This is a genomic window from Acidobacteriota bacterium, assembly GCA_016716435.1.
Classification (GTDB): Bacteria; Acidobacteriota; Blastocatellia; order Pyrinomonadales; family Pyrinomonadaceae; genus OLB17.
Genome location: JADJWI010000001.1, coordinates 243,886 through 264,310 on the forward strand (window position 1 = coordinate 243,886; position 20,425 = coordinate 264,310).

Genomic DNA, 20,425 nt, shown 5'->3' on the forward strand with positions numbered 1-20,425 from the left:
TATAAGAGCAAACGGCGGCAGCATACTCAAATGCCGCCGCCGATGCATGGTCGATCGTAACGTACCGAGGACGCGAGCGGCCTACTCCGCCTCGCCGCCGGAGGCCTTGCCTTTTTCTTCCATCAGGATGGCCTTGCGGGAAAGTTTTACCTTGTTGCCTTCCCTGCCGATGCATTTGACCATGATCTGCTGGCCTTCCTTGAGCTCGTCGCGGACGTCCTTGACGCGGCGGTCTGAGATCTCGGAGATATGCAGCAGGCCGTCGAGCCCCGGAAGTATCTCAACGAAAGCACCGAAATCGACGATTCGCGAAACGGTCCCGAGATAGGTTTCGCCGACCTCGGCATCTGCTGTAAGTGCCTTGATGCGGGCGATCGCGGCCTGTGCGGCCTCGCCATCTGCGGTCGCGATGAGGATGGTTCCGTCGTCGGAAACATCGATCTTCGCACCGGTCTCTTCGGTCAGAGCACGGATGGTCGAACCGCCCTTGCCGATGACGTCGCGGATCTTCTCGGGATTGATCTTGATCGTGATGATGCGCGGAGCATACTGCGAAATGTCTTCGCGAGGAGCTTCGATCGCCTTCTGCATTACCTCAAGAATGTGCAGCCGGCCTTTGCGGGCCTGCTCAAGTGCTTCCTGAAGGATCATCGCATTAATGCCGGCGACCTTGATGTCCATCTGCAGTGCAGTAATGCCTTCGCTGGTTCCGGTCACCTTGAAGTCCATATCGCCATAATGATCTTCGGCACCGGCGATGTCAGAGAGGATCGCGTAGCGATTCCCTTCCATCACAAGCCCCATCGCCACACCCGCGACCGATCGCTTGATCGGCACACCGGCGTCCATCAAGCTCAGGATGCCGCCGCAGACCGAAGCCATTGACGATGATCCGTTCGACTCTGTAATGTCCGAAACGATGCGAAGCGTGTAAGGAAATTCCTCTTCGCTCGGAAGAACGGCCTCGATCGCCCGGCGGGCAAGGTTGCCGTGTCCCGTCTCGCGGCGTGAGGTTCCGCCGAAACGGCCTGCCTCGCCGACCGAGTAAGGCGGGAAATTATAGTGGAGCATGAACCGGCGATCGATGGTTCCCTTTTCGAGGTCGTCCATGAATTGCCCGTCCATCTTCGTGCCGAGCGTTGTGGTAACGATCGCCTGCGTTTCGCCGCGGGTGAAGAGAGCCGAACCGTGTACACGCGGAAGCCAGCCGACCTCGCACGAGATCGGGCGGATCTCGCTGAACTTTCTTCCGTCGGGACGGCGGCGATTGCCGAGCATGTCCTCACGAAAGACCTTTTCCTTAAGCTGTGAGAATGCCTTGCCGGCCATCGTCCGCTTTGCAGCGTCGTCTTCCGGATAGCTCTCGACCACTTCTTTCTTGAGCGCATCGACCGCGGCATAGCTCGAAAGCTTGTCCTTGCCGGTGGTGTCGAGCGCCGAGCGGAGCCGGTCGCCGAAGTTCTTTTCGATCTCGGCAAGAATGGCCTCGTCAACGACCGCCGGAACGAATTCACGCTTCGGTATCGCAAGAGCTTTGCCAAGTTCGATCTGCCAGAGGCAGAGCCGCTTGATCTCCTTATGAGCAAGCATCAGAGCCTCGAGCATGATCTTTTCCGGGACCTCGTTGGCCTCGGCCTCGACCATCACGATCGCCTCTTCAGTTCCGGCGACGATCAGGTTCAGGTCAGATTCGCGACGCTCATCGTAGGTCGGGTTGATGACATACTTGCCGTCGATCAGGCCGATGCGGATACCCGCAATCGGGGTCACGAACGGGATGTCAGACAAATAAAGAGCACACGAGGCTCCCGTGATCGCTATAACATCCGGGTCATTTTCGCTATCAGCGGAGATGACCGTTCCGACGACCTGCGTCTCAAAGCGATATCCATCCGGGAAGAGCGGGCGGATCGGGCGGTCGATCAAACGGCACGTCAGGATCTCTTTTTCGCCCGGGCGTCCTTCGCGGCGGAAATAGTTTCCGGGAATGCGGCCGGCCGAGTAGCTCGACTCGCGGTATTCAATGGTCAGCGGAAAGAAGTCTAGTCCTTCTCTCGCCGTCTTCATGCTTACTGCCGTGACGAGCAGCATGGTGTCGCCATAGCGGATAACGACCGATCCGTCGGCCTGCTTGGCGACCTTTCCGGTCTCGACGATCAGTTCCTCGCCGCCGACCTTGATCGATTCTTTCAAATATTTCTTCGTCATTTACTTTTTTTCCTCAAAAGACAAAGGCGGCCGGAGCCAAATCGTGAAGCTCCGCCGCCTTTAGAGTTTGCTACGCAATGTAGATGTCTCGTTATGGTTTTGTACAAAGCTGTCACGTGCAGCTGCCGCCTTGAATGATTCTTTCACATGCCGCCGGGGTTGAAAACAACAACCCGGGCGGGAAAATTTGTTGCAATGGCCGGCAACGGCCGGCCCCCAAAAACATGGCTTTCGGACGCGGAGGCTTAGCGCCTGAGTCCGAGCTTCTGGATGATCTGGTGATACTGTTCGATCTCTTTGCTCTTCAGATAATCAAGAAGTTTACGCCTACGAGAGACCATCTTGAGCAGGCCGCGACGCGAATGGTTGTCCTTCTTGTGCGTCCGGAAGTGCTCGGTAAGCTCATTGATACGCTGCGTCAAAAGTGCGATCTGCACCTGTGGTGAACCCGTATCGCTACCGTGTGTCTTGTAATCCTCTACGATCTGTTCCTTAACTGGTTTTGCTGTTGCCATTTATACTTTCCGGCTCAAAATAGCCTCTCCTTTGGTACGCAGTAACTCCGTTCATCAAAAACGGTAACCACGAATATTATGAACTTTCGAGGGCGTGCAGCCCTTTTGAGAACAAAATGAATTATCCGCTATCCGTTAATAATAATCAACTTATGCGTCAAATTCTTCCATGAACTTGGTCGAGAACTTGCCAGAGCGAAAACGCTCGTCCGCCATAATCTTGCGGTGGAGCGGGATGGTCGTTTTGATGCCCTCGACGACCATCATATCGAGTGCCCGCTGCATACGGGCGATCGCGAGTTCGCGCGTCCGAGCGTGGACGATGAGCTTAGCGATCATTGAATCGTAATAGGGCGGTACGGTGTAGCCTGGATAGGCGGCCGTATCGACACGGACGCCGGGACCGCCCGGAATATTGAACGCGGTGATCTTGCCGGGGCTCGGCGTAAATGTCACCGGGTCTTCGGCATTGATCCGGCACTCGATCGAATGCCCGACGATCTGCACATCGTCCTGCGAGTAGTAAAGCTCTTCGCCGGCCGCGATGCGGATCTGGTTGCGGACGATATCGGCAAGCGTGACCATCTCGGTGACGGGGTGCTCGACCTGGATCCGCGTGTTCATCTCCATGAAATAGAAGCTGCCGTCCTCATCAAGCAGAAACTCGAAGGTTCCGGCGCTCGAATAGCCGATCTCACGACAGGCCTTTACGGCGACCTCGCCCATGCGATTACGTGTCTCGGGGTCAATGGCCGGCGACGGAGCTTCCTCGAGAAGCTTTTGGTGCCGCCGCTGGATCGAGCACTCGCGCTCGCCAAGATGGATCACATTTCCGAATTCATCAGCGAGCACCTGGATCTCAATATGCCGCGGCCGCTCGAGATATCGTTCGATGTAAACCGCTCCGTTCTTAAAAGCAGCAAGAGCTTCGGACTGTGCCGTCTCAAGGCTGCCGTGAAGCTCGCTTTCCTGGCGGACGATCCGCATTCCGCGGCCGCCGCCGCCGGCTGCTGCCTTGATGATGACAGGAAAACCTATCTCGCGGGCAAGCCGTGCTGCTTCTTCGGTCGATTCGATCGGTTCCGGGCTTCCGGGAAGTATCGGCACACCCGCGGCCTGCATGGTCCGCCGAGCTTCGACCTTATCGCCCATCATGGCGATGACCTCTGCTCGCGGGCCGATGAACTTGATGTTGCAGTCTTCGCAGATGGTGGCGAAGGTGGCGGATTCGGCCAAAAAGCCGTAGCCGGGATGGATCGCGTCAACGTTGGTGATCTCTGCAGCACTGATGATGGCAGGGATATTTAGGTAGCTCTCGGCCGAAGGGTTACCGCCGACGCAGACCGCCTCATCGGCAAATTTTACGTGCAGGGCCTCGCGGTCCGCCACGGAATGGACGGCGACGGTCTTGATGCCCATCTCCTTGCAGGTCCAGATGATACGGCAGGCGATCTCGCCGCGGTTGGCGATCAAAAGTTTGCGAATTTCTCTCATCGAAAATAGTAAATCGTGAATCGTCAATCGTAATCAGAGGCAAATTCCTACGATTTACGATTCACGATTCACGATTTACCCGGTTTATTTCCTTATACCAAACAGCGGCTGGCCGAATTCGACCGGATCGCCGTTCTCTATGTAGACCTTGACGACCTCGCCTGAGGTTTCGGCTTGGATCTCGTTCATCAGCTTCATCGCCTCGACGATGCAGACGACCGATTCCGGCGAGACCTTGCTTCCTTCGGAGACGTACGGATCCTTGTCCGGGCCCGGGGCACGATAGAACGTACCAACGATCGGCGAGGTGATGATGTGCAGTCCTTCGTCCTCCGAGACGGCAGCGGATGCCGCGGTCTCGGCCGCCGGAGCGGCTTGCGGAACGGCTGGTGCGGCCGGCTGCGGAGCGGCAGCATAGACCGGAGCCGTCGCCTTGCTCAGGCGGACGCGGATGTTCTGGTTCTCGAACTCGAAATCGGTAAAGCCGTGCTCATTTACCAACTCGGCAAGCTCACGCAGCTCGCCCATGTTCAGCGAAGCCTCGTGGTTGTGGCGGCGCTGATGTTTGCGGCGGCGAGTACCTTCGTTTTTAGGCGTGTCTTCCGCTGCCTGTGCCGATGCTGTTTGTTCGCTCATAGGTTGTTTCGCTCCTTTGTGGGCGCTTTAGCCTTTGGCGGCAAGTTCACGGGGGTTGTCAACCAACTCGACAACGGCAAGCTCCGCATTATCGCCCGAACGGCGGCCGAGGCGGATGAGGCGCGTATAGCCGCCATTGCGGTCTTTGTAACGAACGCCAAGTTCATCGAAAAGCCGCTTGAGAGCCTTAACGCCGGCCGTACGCTCGATCGGGTCCTTCGCCTCGCCTTTTTTCCCGCGGAACCGGCTTTGCTCTTCCTTGAACTGCGAGTTGCCGGCGTGGAAAAAGCGGGCAGCCTGCCTGCGAAGATGCACCTCTTGTACCGTTGAATCGGCGCTTTCAAGATTATGTGCCTTGCGGGCGAGCGTTATCGCTTTCTCGATGAAAGGACGAAGTTCCTTCGCCTTCGGGACGGTGGTGATGATGTGTTCCTTGTCCGCATTGACGAGCGAGGTCGCCATATTGCGGAGCATCGACATGCGATGCTCGGTGGTTCGTCCCAATTTTCTGTGTGCCTTACGATGTCTCATATCCAAAACCAGGAAGTCGTGTAAATACTTTTCTATCGAATCGCCCCGGGCTTCCTGGTGTTCCGGGGTCTGATCGGCCTGGGCTCAGTTATTCGAGGTCGCGGCCGCCGGTTCCCGGGATCGGATTTCCCTGTTCGTCAAAGTCCATTCCAAAATCGAGGCCCATTCCGTGGAGCAGGTCCTTGATCTCGTTAAGCGACTTTTTGCCAAAATTCTTTGTATGGAGCATATCACGCTCCGACCGCTTGATCAGGTCGCGGATCGAACGGATGTCCGCATTCTTGAGGCAGTTGTAAGAGCGGACCGAAAGCTCGAGCTCATCGACCGGCTTGTCGAGCAGGTCGTTCCGCATCAGGGGCGGACGGGCGATGTCCTCGTACTTGTACTCTTCTTCCTCTTCCTCAAAATTGATGAAGATCGACATGTGGTCCTTGACGAGCTTTGCCGCAAGGCCGATCGAATCTTCCGGCTTGACCGAGCCATCGGTCCAAACCTCGATGATCAACTTGTCGAATTCGGTGTTCGAACCCTGGCGGGTCTTATCGACCGAATAATTGACCTTCTTGATCGGCGTATGGACCGAATCGATCGGGATATAACCGACCGAGAGGTCATCGTCATTGTTGAACTCAGCCGAAACGTAGCCGCGGCCACGCTTGAGCCGCATCTCGATATTGACCGTGCCCGAGCCGCTGATGGTGGCAATGTGGACGTCGGTGTCGAGAACATCGACATCTCCATCGTGGTCGATGTCTGCGCTTGTAATATTTCCCGGGCCTTTTTTGCTGATGGTCAGGGTCTTCGGGCCGCCGCCGCCGTGGAGCTTGAACGGGACCTGCTTAAGGTTAAGGATAACGTCGGTCGCATCTTCGACGACGCCCTTGATCGAAGAAAATTCGTGCTCGACACCGTCGATCTTTACCGCAGTAATAGCGGCGCCTTCGATCGAGGAAAGAAGTGCCCGCCGGATCGAATTTCCGATCGTCGTACCGAAACCGCGTTCGAAAGGCTGCGCGTAGAACATGCCGTAGCGCTCGGTCAGCGTCTCGCTGTCGACATTGAGCCGGCTCGGCATTTGGAAATCTGTCCAATTATTGGTTTGTGTCATAGGTAGCCCTTTTTAAAATCAGCAACTTCGCCCCTCCGCGTCCCGTTTTGCCAAAGGGCCAAAACGGGCACGCGAAAAGAGCGAACAATTCGTCCTACTTACTGTACAGCTCAACGATCAACTGTTCGTTGATATTTGCATCAATATCCTGCCGCGTCGGCAACGACGCGATCGAAACCGTCAGATCTTTGCCCTCGGGAGCGATCCAACCCGGACGGCCGCGGCCGGCAGCCGTCTGCCATGCGCCATCTACGTGAGCATTCTTCTGGCTCTTATCTTTTACCGTGATCTGGTCGCCGACCTTCACCTGGAACGACGGGATGTCGACCTTGCGGTCGTTAACAAAGATATGCCCGTGGTTCACAAGCTGGCGTGCCTGACGCCGCGAGGTCGCAAAGCCCGAACGGTAAACGACGTTGTCGAGTCTCCGCTCAAGCATAAAGAGCAGATTCTCGCCGGTAACGCCCTTCTGCCGAAGTGCTTTCTCGAAATAATTCCGGAACTGCTTTTCGAGGATAAAATAGATGCGTTTGACCTTCTGCTTTTCGCGAAGCTGCTGGCCGTAACCGGCGAGCATCTTGCGGCGGGCTCCGCCGTGCTGTCCCGGCGGGTTGGTCCCACGCTTTTCGATAGCACATGAGGGCTTGAAACAACGGTCGCCCTTAAGAAATAATTTTCCACCTTCGCGGCGGCACAGCCGGCACACCGCATCTCTATATCTAGCCATTTATATTTTCTGCCTCCGATGTAATTCGGAAAAGTTTACAGGCCGATCGCGGCCCTTCTTCCTTTCGATAAAAACTCAAAATTCCATATTCCAAATCCAGACAACCAGATACCAATTTGGGATCTGGAATCTGGAATCGGAAAACTCAAACGCGCCGACGCTTCGGCGGGCGGCATCCGTTGTGCGGGATCGGCGTAGTATCGCGGATCGCCGTAACGCGAATGCCTGCATTGTTGATCGCCCTAACGGCCGACTCGCGGCCGCCGCCCGGGCCTTTAACCCGAACCTCGGCCTCGCGCATTCCGGCTTCCATCGCCTTTCGGGCCGCCTCACCTGCCGCCTGCTGGGCGGCGAAGGGCGTGCCCTTACGCGAACCGCGGAAACCGCGGGCACCCGATGAACACTGGGCGATAAGATTGCCCTGCGTATCGGTGATCGAGATCAGCGTGTTATTGAACGACGCCGAAACGTGAACGATCCCAACCGGGATATTCTTTCGCTCTTTTTTCTTAAAGGTCTTTTTACCTTTTTGTGGTGCTTTTGCCATTTAATTAAAGTGGACAATTGATAATGGACAACGGACAATCGCGGATTATCCATTATCAACTGTCAGCTATCAACTACTTCTTACCCGGTGCCTTCTTTTTCGCGACGGCGGCCTTACGCGGCCCCTTGCGAGTACGTGCATTGGTCGAGGTGCGCTGGCCGCGAACCGGAAGGCCGCGACGATGGCGAAGCCCGCGGTAGCAGCCGATATCCATCAGCCGCTTGATGTCCATCTGGACACGCTTGCGGAGGTCGCCCTCGATGTTGCCGCCCTCGTCGAGGAGTGCACGGATCTTGTTAAGTTCATCCTCGGAAAGATCGCGGATCTTAGCATGAATGCTGATATCCGCTTTGCCGAGGATCTCGGTCGCGCGCGACTTGCCCACGCCGTAGATATACGTCAAACCGATCTGAGCCCTTTTATTGGGCGGTAGGTCTACACCTGCTACACGAGCCATATCTTATTTATCCTTGCCGCTGCTTGTGCTTTGGGTTATCGCAAATGACGCGCACAACGCCCTTGCGGTGAATTACTTTGCACTTATCGCAGATCTTTTTTACTGACGGACGCACTTTCATGATGCTTCTCCCTGCTATCTATATCGAACAAACTACCCTCGTAGGAAGAACCTCAAACACGACGATCGTGCTCTCAAAAGCTCCCTGTTTCGACATAAATAGCGTCGACCAACTTCCTGCGAGTTGGACAAACTCCTAATAATAACCGCCTTGCCCTTTTATTTCAAGTCAGGCTGACGCACTTTCGGCCTTCTTTTCCGCAAGATCCCTCTTCTGCTCGCGGGTAAGCGTCAAAATCTCGGGCCCTTCGGGCAAAACGGCGATCGTGTGCTCACAATGGGCCGATAGCTTGCCATCGAGCGTTACAACGGTCCAGCCGTCGTCCAGCGTCTTCGTCTCAGCCGTGCCCAGATTGAGCATTGGCTCGAGGGCAAAGCAATAGCCCGAACGTATCTTTTCTTTCGTCCCGGCACGGCCGTAATTCGGTATCTGCGGTGCTTCGTGCATTCGGCGGCCGATGCCGTGGCCGGTATAGTCACGGACAATGCCGTAGCCGAACTGCTCTGCATGCGATTGAACCGCGTGCCCGATATCGCCAATACGCTTGTTCGGCCGGCACTGCTCGATCGCGAGTGCGAGACACTCTTCGGTGACCTGGATCAACTTCCGGGCCTCTTCGCTGATCTCGCCGACCGGGATGGTCGTTGCCGTATCGCCGACGAACCCATCGAGCGTGCAGGCCATATCGACCGAGAGAATATCGCCTTCTTTAAGCGGCGTTTCGGTCGAGAAACCGTGGACGATCTGTTCATTGACCGACGCACAGATGGCGAACGGGAACGGCGTCATCCCACGCGGCTTGTAACCGATGAAGGTCGGGATCGCTCCGGCATCGCGCATGATCTTTTCGGCCGTGGCGTTCATCTCCAAGGTGGTGATGCCCGGTGCGACCATCGCACGCAAGGTCTCACGGACCGTGGCGATCAACTCGCCGACGGCACGCATCTTTTCGAGATCCTTTTGCGATTTCGCGATTATCATTCTCTTACCGAAAAATGCGGCCGAGGCCGCGCTCAAAACTCCGCCGACTTTGGAATTTCTTATTCTCACGAAATTAGTAATTGATAATTACTAATCCTAAACGAGCTTCTCAAGCTCGGCGTAAATGTCCTCGAGGCTGCCGGTGCCGCTGACCTTTCTGAGCCGGCCCGAGTTTTCGTAATACTCGATCAGCGGCTTCGTCAGGTCGTCATAGGTCGCGAGGCGAGTTCCGACGCTTTCTACATTATCATCGGCCCGGTGAGTCAATTCCGCCTCCGGGTGCAGATCGCAGCGGCCATCGACCTTCGGCGGCTTAGAATAAACGTTGTAGATCTCACCGCAGACCGGGCATGACCGGCGTCCGGTCAGCCGCCGCATCAATTCTTCACGCGGCACATCGACCTCGATAGCACTAATTTCAAAACCCTGTTCTTTCGCCAACCCCTCGAGCTGCTCGGCCTGAACGGCCGTCCGCGGATAGCCATCGAGGATATAGCCGCCGCGGCAATCCTCCCGCGAGGTACGGTCCTTGACCATCCGGAACGTAACATCATCCGGAACGAGCGTGCCCGAGGCCATTATTTCCTGTACTTCGCGGGCGAGCGGCGTATCGAGCGTTTTCATCTCGCGGAACATATCTCCGGTCGAGATCTGCGGAATGCCCTTTCGCTCTTCGAGCAGCCTGGCCTGAGTTCCCTTGCCAGCTCCCGGTGCTCCGATAAGTACGACGATCTTGTTCATCACTTTAATAGAATCGGAGAAAAGGAGAAGAGGAGTTGAGGAGAAATCCGCGGCGTCGGCGCTCTCCCTTTCTCCTCTTCTCTCCCACTCTGTTTCTAGTTGCGGCGTCCACGAAGCCGCGAACCGGCCCCGAGGAAACCCTCGTAGTTCCGCATCACGAGCTGAGCCTCGATCTGTGCGGCCGTATCCATTGCGACGCCGACCAAAATGAGCAAGGACGTTCCGCCGAAGAAGAACTGATAGCCGAGCCCGGTCGGTATCCAGCTAAGCCCCGGGGTTGCGGTCAAAAACGCATCCAGGCTATCGCCGATGAACGGCAACCGGGCAACGCGAAATCCGCTAAGCAGTACCTGCGGAACGAACGCGACGAGAGCAAGGTAAATTGCTCCGACGGTCGTCAGCCGCGTCAGGATGCCGTTAAGATATTCAGCCGTCGGTGCTCCGGGCCGAATGCCGGGAATGAACCCGCCATGCTTGCGGAGATTATCCGAGACATCATCGACGTTGAAGATGATCGTGATGTAAAAGAAGGTAAAGATCACGATCAACGAGATGAATACCAACTCATACCACGGATCGCCGCCATGGAACTGAGCCATGAACTGAACGATCTGCGACCACGTGGAGGTCTGGTCGTTCGGGTCCGCCGGAAATGCGCTGATCACGGTCTGCGGCATTGCCAGCACCGAGGAAGCGAAAATCACCGGGATGACGCCGCCCATATTTATCTTGAGCGGAAGGCTTGTCTCTTGCCCGCGGAACGTCTGGTTGCCGACCTTGCGGCTGGCGTAGCTGATAGCTATCTTTCTTCGCGCCGATTCGACATAAACAATGACGGCGATGATCGCGATCATTACGGCGACGAGGAAGATGACGCCGAGCGTCTGAAGCGGGTCGCCCGCCCGGACGCGATCTGCAACCTGTATGACCGCACTGGGCAGCCCGATAACGATACCGGCGAAGATGAGCAGCGAGATGCCGTTGCCGACGCCGCGTTCGGTTATCTGTTCACCAAGCCACATCACGAAGATCGTACCGGTCGTCAGCGTGACCACGATCATCAGCGTTGCCGGCCAGGTATTCTCGATAATGCCGCTTCGCGAGAGCCAGGTGGCGACGAAGAAAGTCTGCAGCAAACAAAGGACCAATGTCAGGTAACGGGTATATTGGTTCAGCTTTTGACGGCCGACCTCGCCCTCTTCCTGGATCTTTTTAACGGCCGGCGAGAGCACCGGCATTAGCTGCATGATGATCGACGCCGTGATATACGGCATCACACCAAGGGCGAAAACCGAGATTGTGCGGAAGTTTCCGCCCGAGAAGAGGTCGAGAACGCCGAGCAGAGTATTGGCGATATCGCCCCACATCTGCTCAAGCCTTACTTTATCAATACCCGGCGCCGAAACATGCGCCCCGAGCCGATAAATGGCAAGCAGACCAAGCGTAAAAAAGATACGCTTTCTCAGCTCGGGAATGCTGAACATGTTCTGTATGGCGCTTAAAAACTTCTCCATATAATTCAGTGGCCAGTGGCCGGTGGTCAGTATCAAGAGCGGCGGATGCGGCGATCACTTATGGCCGCCGATCACTGATCACTATGCTTCTGCTCTGGCTGCTTTCTCAATTACCGCAGCCGTTCCGCCGGCCTTTTCGATCTTGTCCTTTGCGGTCTTTGTGAACCGGTGTGCAGAGATCTTGAGTGATTTCGTGATCTCGCCGGTGCCGAGGATGACCACGTCGTGCTTCGCCTTTTTGATCAGGCCGCGCTCGTGAAGAAGCTCCGGAGTGACCTCATCGCCGTCGTTGAAGCTCAACTCGATCTTGGCAAGGCTGATCTCAAGCCACTTCTTTTTGAAGATGTTGGTGAAACCGCGCTTCGGCAAGCGGCGTTGGAGCGGCATCTGCCCGCCTTCAAAGCCGGGGCGGCTGCTGTAGCCCGATCGCGACTTCTGGCCCTTATGGCCACGGCCGGCGGTCTTTCCGAGCCCCGATCCGGGGCCGCGGCCGACCCGCTTCTTCTTATGGGTCGAGCCCGGTGCCGGCTTAAGATTATTTAATGATAATGCCATTTTCGTTTCCTCTTTCGCGTTCTGAATGTCTTTCAGACACTAAAGACGCGGATACTCGCTTTTTGCCCTTATGAAAGAGCTTACGAGTCTCCGCGAGATATCTCAAGTTAATCAACGATACGGAGAAGGTGCGGGACCTTTTTGACGATGCCGCGCATCGACGGAGTATCTTCCCGCTCGACCGTCTGGTTCAGCTTTGTGATGCCAAGCGCCCGGACCACGTCCTTTTGCTTCTTGGCATAGCCGATCGAGCTCCGGTAATACTGGATCCGGATCGTGCCGTCCGTTTTGTTTTCTTCTTTCTTTGCCATAACAGTAGTTTCGAAGTTTCAAAGTTTCGATGTTGCGAAAGTCGTTGATCAAAACTTCGCAACTTCGAAACATCGCAACTTTAGACCAACTCCTCGACCTGCTTGCCGCGGAGGCGAGCGACCTCCATCGGGTCCTTCATTCGCGTAAGGCCGTTAAATGTCGCACGCACCACGTTGTGCGGATTGCTCGACCCGAGGATCTTTGTGCGAACGTTGTGGACACCAAGGGCCTGCATCACGAGGCGGACAGCTCCGCCGGCGATAACGCCAGTTCCCTCGGCTGCGGGCTTGAGGAGTACACGGCCCGCTCCAAATTCACCGATCAGCTCGTGCGGCAGCGTTCCTTCGATAAGCGGAACGCGGATCAGGCTGTTCTTTGCAGCTTCGACCGCTTTCTTGATCGCGTTCGGAACTTCCTTCGCCTTGCCCGTGCCGAATCCGACGTGGCCGGACTCGTCGCCGACGATGACGAGCGCCGCGAACGACATGTTCTTACCGCCCTTTACGACCTTTGTTACTCGATTGATCTGAACGAGGAAATCTTTGAGGATCAGCCCGTTCGGAGAAATTCTCTGGTTATTCATCATTCTTCTCGCCTTCGGCTGAGTCGCCGGCCGCGGCAGCCTTTGCAGCCTCTTCCATATTCAATCCGTTGGCACGCGTGGCATCGATAAGGGCCTTAACGCGTCCGTGGTAAACATATCCGCCGCGGTCGAAAACGACATTCGAGACTCCGGCCGCCACCGCTCTTTCAGCGATCGCTTTACCGACGCGGGTCGCAGCTTCGATGTTGCCGCCGGTCGAGCCGGCCAGGTCCTTTTCGTTGGTCGAAGCACTCGCGATGGTGCGGCCGCTGTCGTCATCGATGACCTGAGCATAAATATGGTTCACGCTCCGGAACACCGCGAGGCGGGGACGCTCTGCCGTTCCGCGAACTTTCTTGCGGATGCGGGTGTGAACACCGCGTCGGATATCTGCTCTGCTTTTCTGTGCCATAATCTTAGTTGTTTGTGAATCGTAAATCGTAAATGGTTCGCACTATTTACTATTCACGATTTACGATTTACTACTTACCTGTTTTACCCGGCTTCAGCCTGTAATACTTATCGGCGTAGCGAACGCCCTTGCCCTTGTAGGCATCGGGCTTGCGGAGCCGGTTGAGTTCGGCAGCGACCTGCCCGAGCATCTGTTTATCGATGCCGCTAAGCGTCAGCGTAAGCTGATACTGGTTGATCGAAGCCTTTGTGTTTACGCGTTCGGCTGTGGCATCGATGCCATCCGGAAGCGAATACACGACCGGGTGCGAATAGCCGAGCGAAAAGTTGATCTTCCTGCCCTGGACATCCGCCTTATAGCCGACGCCGACCAGATCCATCTGCTTCGTAAAGCCTTCGGTAACACCGACGACCGCATTATTGGCTAGCGCCCGGGCGAGCCCGTGGAACGCACGCTGGTCATTGCTTTCGCGCTCGGCGACGAGCGTGCCGTCTTCCTGCTTGAATGTAATGCCCTTCGGGATCGGCGCGGTAAGCTTTCCCTTCGGCCCTTTCACCTCAAGCTGGCCTTCCTTGATCTCTACCGTAACTCCGGACGGGATCGTGATCGGTTTTTTTCCTACTCGTGACATATATTTATTGGACTGTGTGGCCGGCCGCACGCGGCGCCGCCATTCATCCCCTGGGCGACTCAACGGCCGCTCGTCTCACTAATAAACTTCAGCGAGGATCTCGCCTCCGACCTTTTCGCTACGGGCGCGTTTGCCGCTCATCAACCCACGCGATGTGGAGATGATGTTGATGCCATAACCGCCGAGCACTTTCGGGATATCGCCTGCACCGACGTAAACGCGGCGGCCCGGCGTTGAGACACGCGAAAGATGCGTGATCGACGAAGTGCCCTTTGTATCGTAACGAAGGAATATACGGATCACATATTTCGTGCCTTCGCCCTTCGTCGTGAAATTGTTGATATAACCTTCCTCTTTGAGGATACGGGCAACTTCGAGCTTTAACTTCGAGCCCGGTATGTCAACGCGGTTATGGTTGGCCGCGATGGCATTGCGGACTCGGGTAAGCATATCGGCTATTGGATCGGTCATTCTTAACTCCGTTCTCTTTCGTTCACCCGGCACCTAACGGCCGGAACTTTGATCTTTTCTACCAGCTTGACTTGACCACGCCAGGGATCTGTCCCTCACGAGCAAGGTCACGCAGAGCAACACGCGAGACGCCAAACTTCCGCAGGAATCCGCGCGGGCGGCCCGTCTGCGAACAGCGGTTGCGGACCCGGACGGGGCTCGCATCACGCGGCATCTTTTGCAGCAGAACCACGGCCGCATCGACCTGCTCGGGCGTCGACTTCGGATCATTGATGATCCGCTTTGCATCGGCACGACGATCGGCCCAAAGGGCGACGCGACGCTTCCGCTTTTCGTTCATTACGACTTTACTGATCTTTGCCATATAAAAATTGATAATTGATAATTGATAGTTGAAAATATTCGGAACCCTTTCCTTAATTGTCCATTATCAATTGTCCATTCTCCATTACTGCCTAAAGGGCATTCCCATCATCTTGAGCAGCGACCTTGCCTGCTCGTCGTTGCCTGCGGTCGTGACGATCGAGATGTTCATTCCTCGCGTCTTATCGACCTTGTTGAAATCGATCTCGGGGAAAATAAGCTGTTCGCGAACGCCGAGCGTGTAGTTGCCGCGGCCATCGAACGCCTTTCCCGAGATACCGCGAAAGTCGCGGACACGCGGAAGTGCCACTGAGATCAGGCGGTCGAGGAATTCGTACATCCGGTCGCCGCGAAGCGTTACCATCGTTCCGATATTCATTCCCTGCCGGAGCTTGAAAGCTGCGATCGACTTCTTCGCCTTGGTGACCACGGGCTTTTGGCCGGTGATCGTCTTCAGCTCTTCGGCCGCTACGTCAAGGATCTTGGCGTTCGCACTTGCTTCGCCGAGGCCCATATTAACGACGATCTTTTCGATCTTCGGGATCGCCATCGGGTTCTCGATGCCAAACTCTTTGGCGAGAGCCGGTGCGATCTCTTTTCTGTACTTATCTTTAAGTCTTGCCATTGCCTGATATTTCCTCGTTTGGGACCCGCCGCTCGGGCGTTACCAAACATCAAACCGCCTATTCGGCTGCTTCTTCTTCCTCGGTCTTGTCCTTCTTGACCTCTTTCTTGCCGAAGACGTTCGGCTCCGGGATCACCTTGCCGCTCTTGGCGACGCGGACCCGCTTGCCGTCACGCTCTTCGATCTTGATCCTGGTCGGCTTTCCAGTCTCGGGATCAATTGCAGCCACGTTCGATAGATCGACCCAAGCTTCCTGCTCGATGATGCCACCCTGCTGGTTCATCTGCGGGACCGGCTTGCGGTGACGCTTGACGAGCATTGCGCCTTCGACCTTGACCTTGCCGCGGCGGGCATCGACGGCGATAACGCGGCCGCGAAACGGCTGCCGCTTTCCTGCACTGTCGTAGCGGTTAAATTCCTTGCCGGCGATGAAGACCACCTGGTCGCCACGCTTGATCCTGCTTTTAACGGTACCTGTTCTTTCCGGTTTCATCTCTATATCACCTCCGGAGCGAGGCTGACGATCTTCATGAAGTTCTTTTCACGAAGCTCGCGGGCTACAGGGCCGAAAACACGCGTTCCGACCGGGCTGCCGTCGTCCTTGATAAGCACGGCCGCATTCTCATCGAAGCGGATGTAGGTTCCATCCTTGCGGCGGACCTCTTTTCGCGTGCGGACGATCACCGCGTTGTAAACCTTTCCCTTCTTTGCCGTTCCATCCGGTGAAGCTTCCTTGACGGTGACCTTGATCTTGTCGCCGAGGCGGGCGATCTTTGAGGTCGAACCGCCGATCGGGGCGATCATCTCGACCCGCTTGGCTCCCGAATTGTCTGCGACCGTCAAAGAGGTCTGCATCTGAATCATAACTTTTCTCCAGTGAGCTGTGAGCTGTTAGCCGTGAGCCGTGAGTCATTCTTCCTGTCTGCTCACCGCTTACTGCTTACCGCTTACTTTTAGATCTCAGCCTTTTGAATGATCTCAACAACGCGCCAACGCTTGCGTGCCGAAAGCGGTCGGGTCTCGACGATCCGGACCTTGTCGCCGATGCGGGCACCGAAATCGTCATGGGCCATAAATTTCTTACGCTTGCGAATGTACTTTCGATAGATCGGGTGCTTGACGAGCCGGTCCACACGAACGACGACCGTCTTGGTCATCTTGTCCGAGGAAACGACGCCGATCTTTTCCGCACGCTTGTGCACGCGTTCGACCTTGGCGGTGTCATCGCCGGCCGGAGCTTTCGGCTCGGCCGCAATGCTTTCCGCCGGAGCCTCGATCGGTGCAGCTTCAGCGGTTTCTGTGGTCTCCGCCGAGGCCTCAGCGGCATTCTCTGCCGCGGGCTCTTCTACTGCCGCCGTCTCTTCTGTCGGTTCCACCGCGTCTTCGATCTCTTCTGTATTCTTGTTAGCCATTTCTTCTTCTCGGCCCTACTTAAGCCTCTGCCGCTTTTTCCCCTTTCGACCTTTCCGCGATCATTGTGTGAACGCGGGCAAGCGTACGCTTCTCTCGCCGGATGTCGCTGATGGTCTCACCAACGCCGAGCGATTTGCGAAACTTGAGGCGAAAAAGCGATTCCTTAAGGGCATCTGCCTGATCGTTCAATTCTTCGAGAGTCATTTCCCGAAGCTGGTCCAACTGTTCTTTCCGCTTCATTTCTAGACAATACCTCCTTCGAGGTCAGCTCGGGTGACGAATTTCGTCTTCACCGGAAGCTTCTGTGCGGCAAGCTGCATCGCCTCGCGGGCGAGAGCTTCCGGAACACCCTGGATCTCATAAAGGATGCGTCCGGGCCGCACGACCGCGACCCAATGATCCGGTGCTCCTTTACCTTTACCCATACGCGTTTCAGCCGGCTTCTTGGTGACCGGTTTGTCCGGGAACATCCGGATCCAGATCTTTCCGCCGCGCTTTACGTGACGCGTCATCGCGATACGTGCCGCTTCGATTTGTCGATCGGTGATCCAGCCGGCCTCAAGGGTGCGGAGCCCGAATTCCCCGAAATCGAGGTTATCGCCACGGTGTGCTTTACCGCGGTTCCGGCCCTTTTGGACCCGCCTGAACTTGACCTTTTTCGGCATCAACATAAATTTGTCTCCAGTTGTCGGTTGTCAGCGATCAGTATTCAGCGACCGAGCGGACAGAACCGATTCATAAACTCGTAAACCTGTTACCGAACCTATCGCCGGTCGTCGCGACGCGGACGCCGGTCGCCTCGGCCACGCATTCCGGGATTTCCGCGGACCTCATTGATCGGGTCGGTCGTCGTTCCGCGGGCCATCGAGGCATTTGCATCGAGGATATCGCCGCGATAGATCCAAACCTTTACACCGATAACGCCGAAGGTCGTGTGTGCCTCGGCAAAACCGAAGTCGATATCCGCACGAAGCGTGTGCAGCGGCAAACGGCCATCGAGTGACCATTCGGTCCGGGCGATCTCAGCTCCATTGAGCCGGCCCGAGACCATCACCTTGATACCCTGGGCACCAAAGCGGATGGATTCTTCCATCGTCTTTTTCATCGCACGGCGAAAAGCGATCCGCTTTTCAAGCTGCTGAGCGATCTTTTCGGCCTGAAGCTGGGCGTTGAGCTCGGGATGCTTGATCTCAAGGATCGAAAGTTCGACCTCTTTGCCCGTCTTCCGCATCAGGCTCTCCTTAAGAGCTTCGATCTCTGCACCCTTGCGGCCGATGATGATTCCCGGGCGCGAGGTGTAGATGACGATACGGATCTTGGCGGCGGCACGTTCGATGTCGATGTGCGAGACGCCGGCACCGGTAAACTTCTTTTTGAGTTCCCGCTTGAGCTTAAGGTCTTCGGCAAGAAAGGCCGCAAAGTCCTGCTTAGTGAACCAGTGCGAGTGCCAATCCTTGTTGTACCCGACCCTAAAACCGTATGGATGAACTTTCTGTCCCATAATTCAGATCTCTACTTGGTCTCGGCCTCCGCGCCTTTTTCGTCGGTGCCTTCAGCGGTCTCAGTTTCTTCGGCAGCCGGTGCGGCTTCTTCGGAAGCCTCGGCGGTCACAACCTCATCGGTCGTTGCCTCTACCGTTTCTTCCGCGGCCGGTGCCGTCTCGATCGTCTCTTCGACTGCCGGTGCGGCCTCAAGCGTCTCCTCGGCGGGAGCTGCGGTTTCCGTCACCTCGTCCTTCTTTGCCTTCGGAGCGTCCTTCTTGGCGGTCTTTTTCGGCTCGGCCTTTTTCGCTTCGATACGCTTTGCCTTCGCCGCCTCTGCCTTAAGTTCCTTCTCGGTCTTCGGCTTCTCGTCCGACGTCACCTCGATGGTGATGTGGCAATAGTGCCGCTGTTCGCGATAGGCACGGCCCTGCGGAGCGGGACGCACGCGGCGCCGATTCTTGGTCGGGCCCATATCAACGAAACATGCCCTGACCCAGAGATCATCGGGATCGATCGCGATGTTCATCTGCTCTGCGTTGTACGTCGCATTCGCGATGGCCGAATTGAGGCACTTTGCGATCGGGTCGGCGGCACGCTTTTGCGTGAACTTGAGGATCGAAAGGGCCCGCGAAACGTTTTGCCCGCGGATCAGATCGATGACAAGCCTCGCCTTCCGCGGCGAACCTTTCAGATATTTTGTCTTTGCTATCGCTTCCATATTCTTGTTGTGAGCTGTGAGCAGTTAGCCGCGAGCAGATATCTCTTTTACTGCTAACCGCTTACCTTCTCTTCGATGCCTTCTCCGCCTTGGTTCCCGGGTGGCCCTTGTAGGTCCGCGTCGGGGAAAACTCGCCAAGCTTGTGTCCGACCATGTTTTCCGTAACAAAGACCGGGATGTGCCGTTTGCCGTTGTGGACTCCGAACGTCAGGCCGACCATGTCGGGCGAGATCGTCGAGCGTCGCGACCAGGTCTTGATCGCCGGCGGCTTCTTGCCGCTTTCGATAATGCGGCCAACCGTCTTTTGGATACTAAGGTCGATGAACGGCCCTTTTTTTAGTGAACGTGGCATAATCTAGATTCCATATTTCAGATCTCAAATCCCAAATTTGAAATTTGGAATTTGGAATTTGAAATTATTTCCGCCTCCTATCCTTCACGATCATGTTCGAGGTCCGCTTGTTACGGCGGGTCTTGTAACCGCGGGTCGGTTGTCCCCACGGGGTTACCGGATGACGTCCGCCTGAGGTCTTGCCCTCACCACCACCGTGCGGGTGATCGACCGGGTTCATCGCGACTCCGCGAACCTTCGGACGCTTGCCCATCCAGCGGCTTCGGCCTGCTTTACCAAGCGAAACATTCTCATGTTCGGTGTTGCCCACCTGGCCGACGGTCGCCATACAAACGACCGGGACGCGGCGAACTTCGCCGGAAGGCATACGAAGTTGTGCAAAATCGCCTTCCTTCGCAATGATCTGTGCAAATCCGCCGGCCGAGCGAACCATCTGGCCGCCCTTTCCGGGCCGCATCTCGATGTTGTGCACCTCGGTGCCGAGCGGGATATTCTTGATCGGCAACGCGTTTCCGGGCAGGATGTCGGCATCCGCACCGCTAAGGATCGTTGCACCGACCTTCAATCCGACCGGCGAAATGATGTATCGCTTCTCGCCGTCAAGATACGCGATGAGGGCGATGTGGGCCGAGCGGTTCGGGTCGTACTCGATTTGGGCAACGCGGCCGGGCACGCCGGTCTTGTCACGCTTGAAATCGATGACGCGATAGAACCGCTTGTGGCCGCCTCCGCGGCGGCGGATCGTAATGCGGCCATCGTTGTTACGGCCGGAGATCCGCTTTTTAGGTTCAAGCAGCGATTTCTCGGGTGCTGCTCCCGGCGTCAATTCATCGCGGGTCAGATAGGTCTGATACCGCCTCGCCGGTGATGTCGGTTTTAATCTCTTGATTCCCATATCTTTGTCGTGAATGGTAAATCGTCAATCG

30 protein-coding genes are annotated in these 20,425 nt (G+C 56.3%); all 30 read right to left on the minus strand.

All coding sequences use genetic code 11. The annotated features are described in order from the left end of the window. Positions 1-81 precede the first annotated feature (81 nt). The 30 genes from pnp to rplB all read right to left on the minus strand — a co-directional run bounded on the left by pnp (position 82) and on the right by rplB (position 20,394). On the minus strand, positions 82-2,208 hold the full coding sequence (gene pnp, locus IPM21_01210; protein MBK9162534.1) for a polyribonucleotide nucleotidyltransferase: 2,127 nt from the start codon (positions 2,206-2,208) through the stop codon (positions 82-84). 245 nt (positions 2,209-2,453) lie between these two features. Further along, positions 2,454-2,723 (minus strand): 30S ribosomal protein S15, encoded by a 270-nt coding sequence (rpsO, locus tag IPM21_01215; GenBank protein MBK9162535.1) that lies wholly within the window; start codon positions 2,721-2,723, stop codon positions 2,454-2,456. Positions 2,724-2,873: 150 nt separating this feature from the next. After that, on the minus strand, positions 2,874-4,217 hold the full coding sequence (gene accC, locus IPM21_01220) for an acetyl-CoA carboxylase biotin carboxylase subunit (GenBank protein MBK9162536.1): 1,344 nt from the start codon (positions 4,215-4,217) through the stop codon (positions 2,874-2,876). 84 nt (positions 4,218-4,301) lie between these two features. Then, positions 4,302-4,745 carry an acetyl-CoA carboxylase biotin carboxyl carrier protein gene (gene accB, locus IPM21_01225; GenBank protein ID MBK9162537.1) on the minus strand — a complete coding sequence of 148 codons (444 nt, stop codon included), beginning with the start codon at positions 4,743-4,745 and terminating at the stop codon, positions 4,302-4,304. Between the two features lie 135 nt (positions 4,746-4,880). Then, a complete protein-coding gene (gene rplQ / locus IPM21_01230; protein ID MBK9162538.1) occupies positions 4,881-5,384 on the minus strand; it encodes a 50S ribosomal protein L17 in 504 nt (167 codons plus the stop codon). An 88-nt stretch (positions 5,385-5,472) separates the two neighbouring features. After that, positions 5,473-6,492, minus strand: coding sequence for a DNA-directed RNA polymerase subunit alpha (locus IPM21_01235; protein ID MBK9162539.1), 1,020 nt, complete (start codon positions 6,490-6,492; stop codon positions 5,473-5,475). 94 nt (positions 6,493-6,586) lie between these two features. Further along, the gene (gene rpsD, locus IPM21_01240) at positions 6,587-7,219 is read right to left on the minus strand and encodes a 30S ribosomal protein S4 (GenBank protein MBK9162540.1); all 633 of its coding nucleotides are present in this window, start codon (positions 7,217-7,219) and stop codon (positions 6,587-6,589) included. A gap of 145 nt (positions 7,220-7,364) precedes the next feature. Then, a complete protein-coding gene (gene rpsK, locus IPM21_01245) occupies positions 7,365-7,766 on the minus strand; it encodes a 30S ribosomal protein S11 (protein ID MBK9162541.1) in 402 nt (133 codons plus the stop codon). A gap of 73 nt (positions 7,767-7,839) precedes the next feature. Beyond that, on the minus strand, positions 7,840-8,223 hold the full coding sequence (rpsM, locus tag IPM21_01250; protein MBK9162542.1) for a 30S ribosomal protein S13: 384 nt from the start codon (positions 8,221-8,223) through the stop codon (positions 7,840-7,842). A gap of 7 nt (positions 8,224-8,230) precedes the next feature. Beyond that, a complete protein-coding gene (gene rpmJ, locus IPM21_01255; protein MBK9162543.1) occupies positions 8,231-8,344 on the minus strand; it encodes a 50S ribosomal protein L36 in 114 nt (37 codons plus the stop codon). A 168-nt stretch (positions 8,345-8,512) separates the two neighbouring features. Beyond that, positions 8,513-9,325, minus strand: a complete 813-nt coding sequence (gene map / locus IPM21_01260) for a type I methionyl aminopeptidase (protein ID MBK9162544.1) — start codon at positions 9,323-9,325, stop codon at positions 8,513-8,515. A gap of 96 nt (positions 9,326-9,421) precedes the next feature. Continuing rightward, positions 9,422-10,066: an adenylate kinase gene (locus tag IPM21_01265; protein ID MBK9162545.1), complete on the minus strand. Its 645-nt coding sequence runs from the start codon at positions 10,064-10,066 to the stop codon at positions 9,422-9,424. 95 nt (positions 10,067-10,161) lie between these two features. After that, positions 10,162-11,580, minus strand: a complete 1,419-nt coding sequence (gene secY / locus IPM21_01270; GenBank protein MBK9162546.1) for a preprotein translocase subunit SecY — start codon at positions 11,578-11,580, stop codon at positions 10,162-10,164. An 81-nt stretch (positions 11,581-11,661) separates the two neighbouring features. Further along, complete coding sequence (rplO, locus tag IPM21_01275; protein ID MBK9162547.1) at positions 11,662-12,135, minus strand: 50S ribosomal protein L15; 474 nt, start codon at positions 12,133-12,135, stop codon at positions 11,662-11,664. A gap of 107 nt (positions 12,136-12,242) precedes the next feature. Next, complete coding sequence (rpmD, locus tag IPM21_01280) at positions 12,243-12,446, minus strand: 50S ribosomal protein L30 (protein MBK9162548.1); 204 nt, start codon at positions 12,444-12,446, stop codon at positions 12,243-12,245. Positions 12,447-12,526: 80 nt separating this feature from the next. Continuing rightward, positions 12,527-13,033 carry a 30S ribosomal protein S5 gene (gene rpsE, locus IPM21_01285; protein MBK9162549.1) on the minus strand — a complete coding sequence of 169 codons (507 nt, stop codon included), beginning with the start codon at positions 13,031-13,033 and terminating at the stop codon, positions 12,527-12,529. Beyond that, positions 13,023-13,442 (minus strand): 50S ribosomal protein L18, encoded by a 420-nt coding sequence (gene rplR / locus IPM21_01290; protein ID MBK9162550.1) that lies wholly within the window; start codon positions 13,440-13,442, stop codon positions 13,023-13,025. Before rplR ends, rpsE begins: the two co-directional genes overlap by 11 nt. Positions 13,443-13,512: 70 nt before the next feature. After that, a complete protein-coding gene (gene rplF / locus IPM21_01295) occupies positions 13,513-14,073 on the minus strand; it encodes a 50S ribosomal protein L6 (GenBank protein MBK9162551.1) in 561 nt (186 codons plus the stop codon). A 78-nt stretch (positions 14,074-14,151) separates the two neighbouring features. Then, positions 14,152-14,544, minus strand: a complete 393-nt coding sequence (gene rpsH / locus IPM21_01300) for a 30S ribosomal protein S8 (GenBank protein MBK9162552.1) — start codon at positions 14,542-14,544, stop codon at positions 14,152-14,154. Positions 14,545-14,602: 58 nt separating this feature from the next. Beyond that, a complete protein-coding gene (gene rpsN, locus IPM21_01305; GenBank protein ID MBK9162553.1) occupies positions 14,603-14,908 on the minus strand; it encodes a 30S ribosomal protein S14 in 306 nt (101 codons plus the stop codon). Positions 14,909-14,992: 84 nt separating this feature from the next. Then, positions 14,993-15,532 (minus strand): 50S ribosomal protein L5, encoded by a 540-nt coding sequence (rplE, locus tag IPM21_01310; GenBank protein MBK9162554.1) that lies wholly within the window; start codon positions 15,530-15,532, stop codon positions 14,993-14,995. 58 nt (positions 15,533-15,590) lie between these two features. Further along, complete coding sequence (rplX, locus tag IPM21_01315; protein ID MBK9162555.1) at positions 15,591-16,025, minus strand: 50S ribosomal protein L24; 435 nt, start codon at positions 16,023-16,025, stop codon at positions 15,591-15,593. Between the two features lie 2 nt (positions 16,026-16,027). Next, positions 16,028-16,396 carry a 50S ribosomal protein L14 gene (rplN, locus tag IPM21_01320; GenBank protein ID MBK9162556.1) on the minus strand — a complete coding sequence of 123 codons (369 nt, stop codon included), beginning with the start codon at positions 16,394-16,396 and terminating at the stop codon, positions 16,028-16,030. Between the two features lie 89 nt (positions 16,397-16,485). Beyond that, on the minus strand, positions 16,486-16,944 hold the full coding sequence (gene rpsQ, locus IPM21_01325; GenBank protein ID MBK9162557.1) for a 30S ribosomal protein S17: 459 nt from the start codon (positions 16,942-16,944) through the stop codon (positions 16,486-16,488). Positions 16,945-16,963: 19 nt separating this feature from the next. Then, on the minus strand, positions 16,964-17,185 hold the full coding sequence (gene rpmC, locus IPM21_01330) for a 50S ribosomal protein L29 (GenBank protein ID MBK9162558.1): 222 nt from the start codon (positions 17,183-17,185) through the stop codon (positions 16,964-16,966). A gap of 2 nt (positions 17,186-17,187) precedes the next feature. Beyond that, complete coding sequence (rplP, locus tag IPM21_01335; GenBank protein ID MBK9162559.1) at positions 17,188-17,616, minus strand: 50S ribosomal protein L16; 429 nt, start codon at positions 17,614-17,616, stop codon at positions 17,188-17,190. Positions 17,617-17,708: 92 nt separating this feature from the next. Beyond that, positions 17,709-18,446 (minus strand): 30S ribosomal protein S3, encoded by a 738-nt coding sequence (gene rpsC, locus IPM21_01340; GenBank protein MBK9162560.1) that lies wholly within the window; start codon positions 18,444-18,446, stop codon positions 17,709-17,711. Between the two features lie 11 nt (positions 18,447-18,457). After that, positions 18,458-19,147, minus strand: coding sequence for a 50S ribosomal protein L22 (rplV, locus tag IPM21_01345; GenBank protein MBK9162561.1), 690 nt, complete (start codon positions 19,145-19,147; stop codon positions 18,458-18,460). 61 nt (positions 19,148-19,208) lie between these two features. Continuing rightward, the gene (gene rpsS / locus IPM21_01350; protein MBK9162562.1) at positions 19,209-19,499 is read right to left on the minus strand and encodes a 30S ribosomal protein S19; all 291 of its coding nucleotides are present in this window, start codon (positions 19,497-19,499) and stop codon (positions 19,209-19,211) included. Positions 19,500-19,563: 64 nt separating this feature from the next. Continuing rightward, on the minus strand, positions 19,564-20,394 hold the full coding sequence (rplB, locus tag IPM21_01355) for a 50S ribosomal protein L2 (GenBank protein MBK9162563.1): 831 nt from the start codon (positions 20,392-20,394) through the stop codon (positions 19,564-19,566). Positions 20,395-20,425 lie beyond the last annotated feature (31 nt).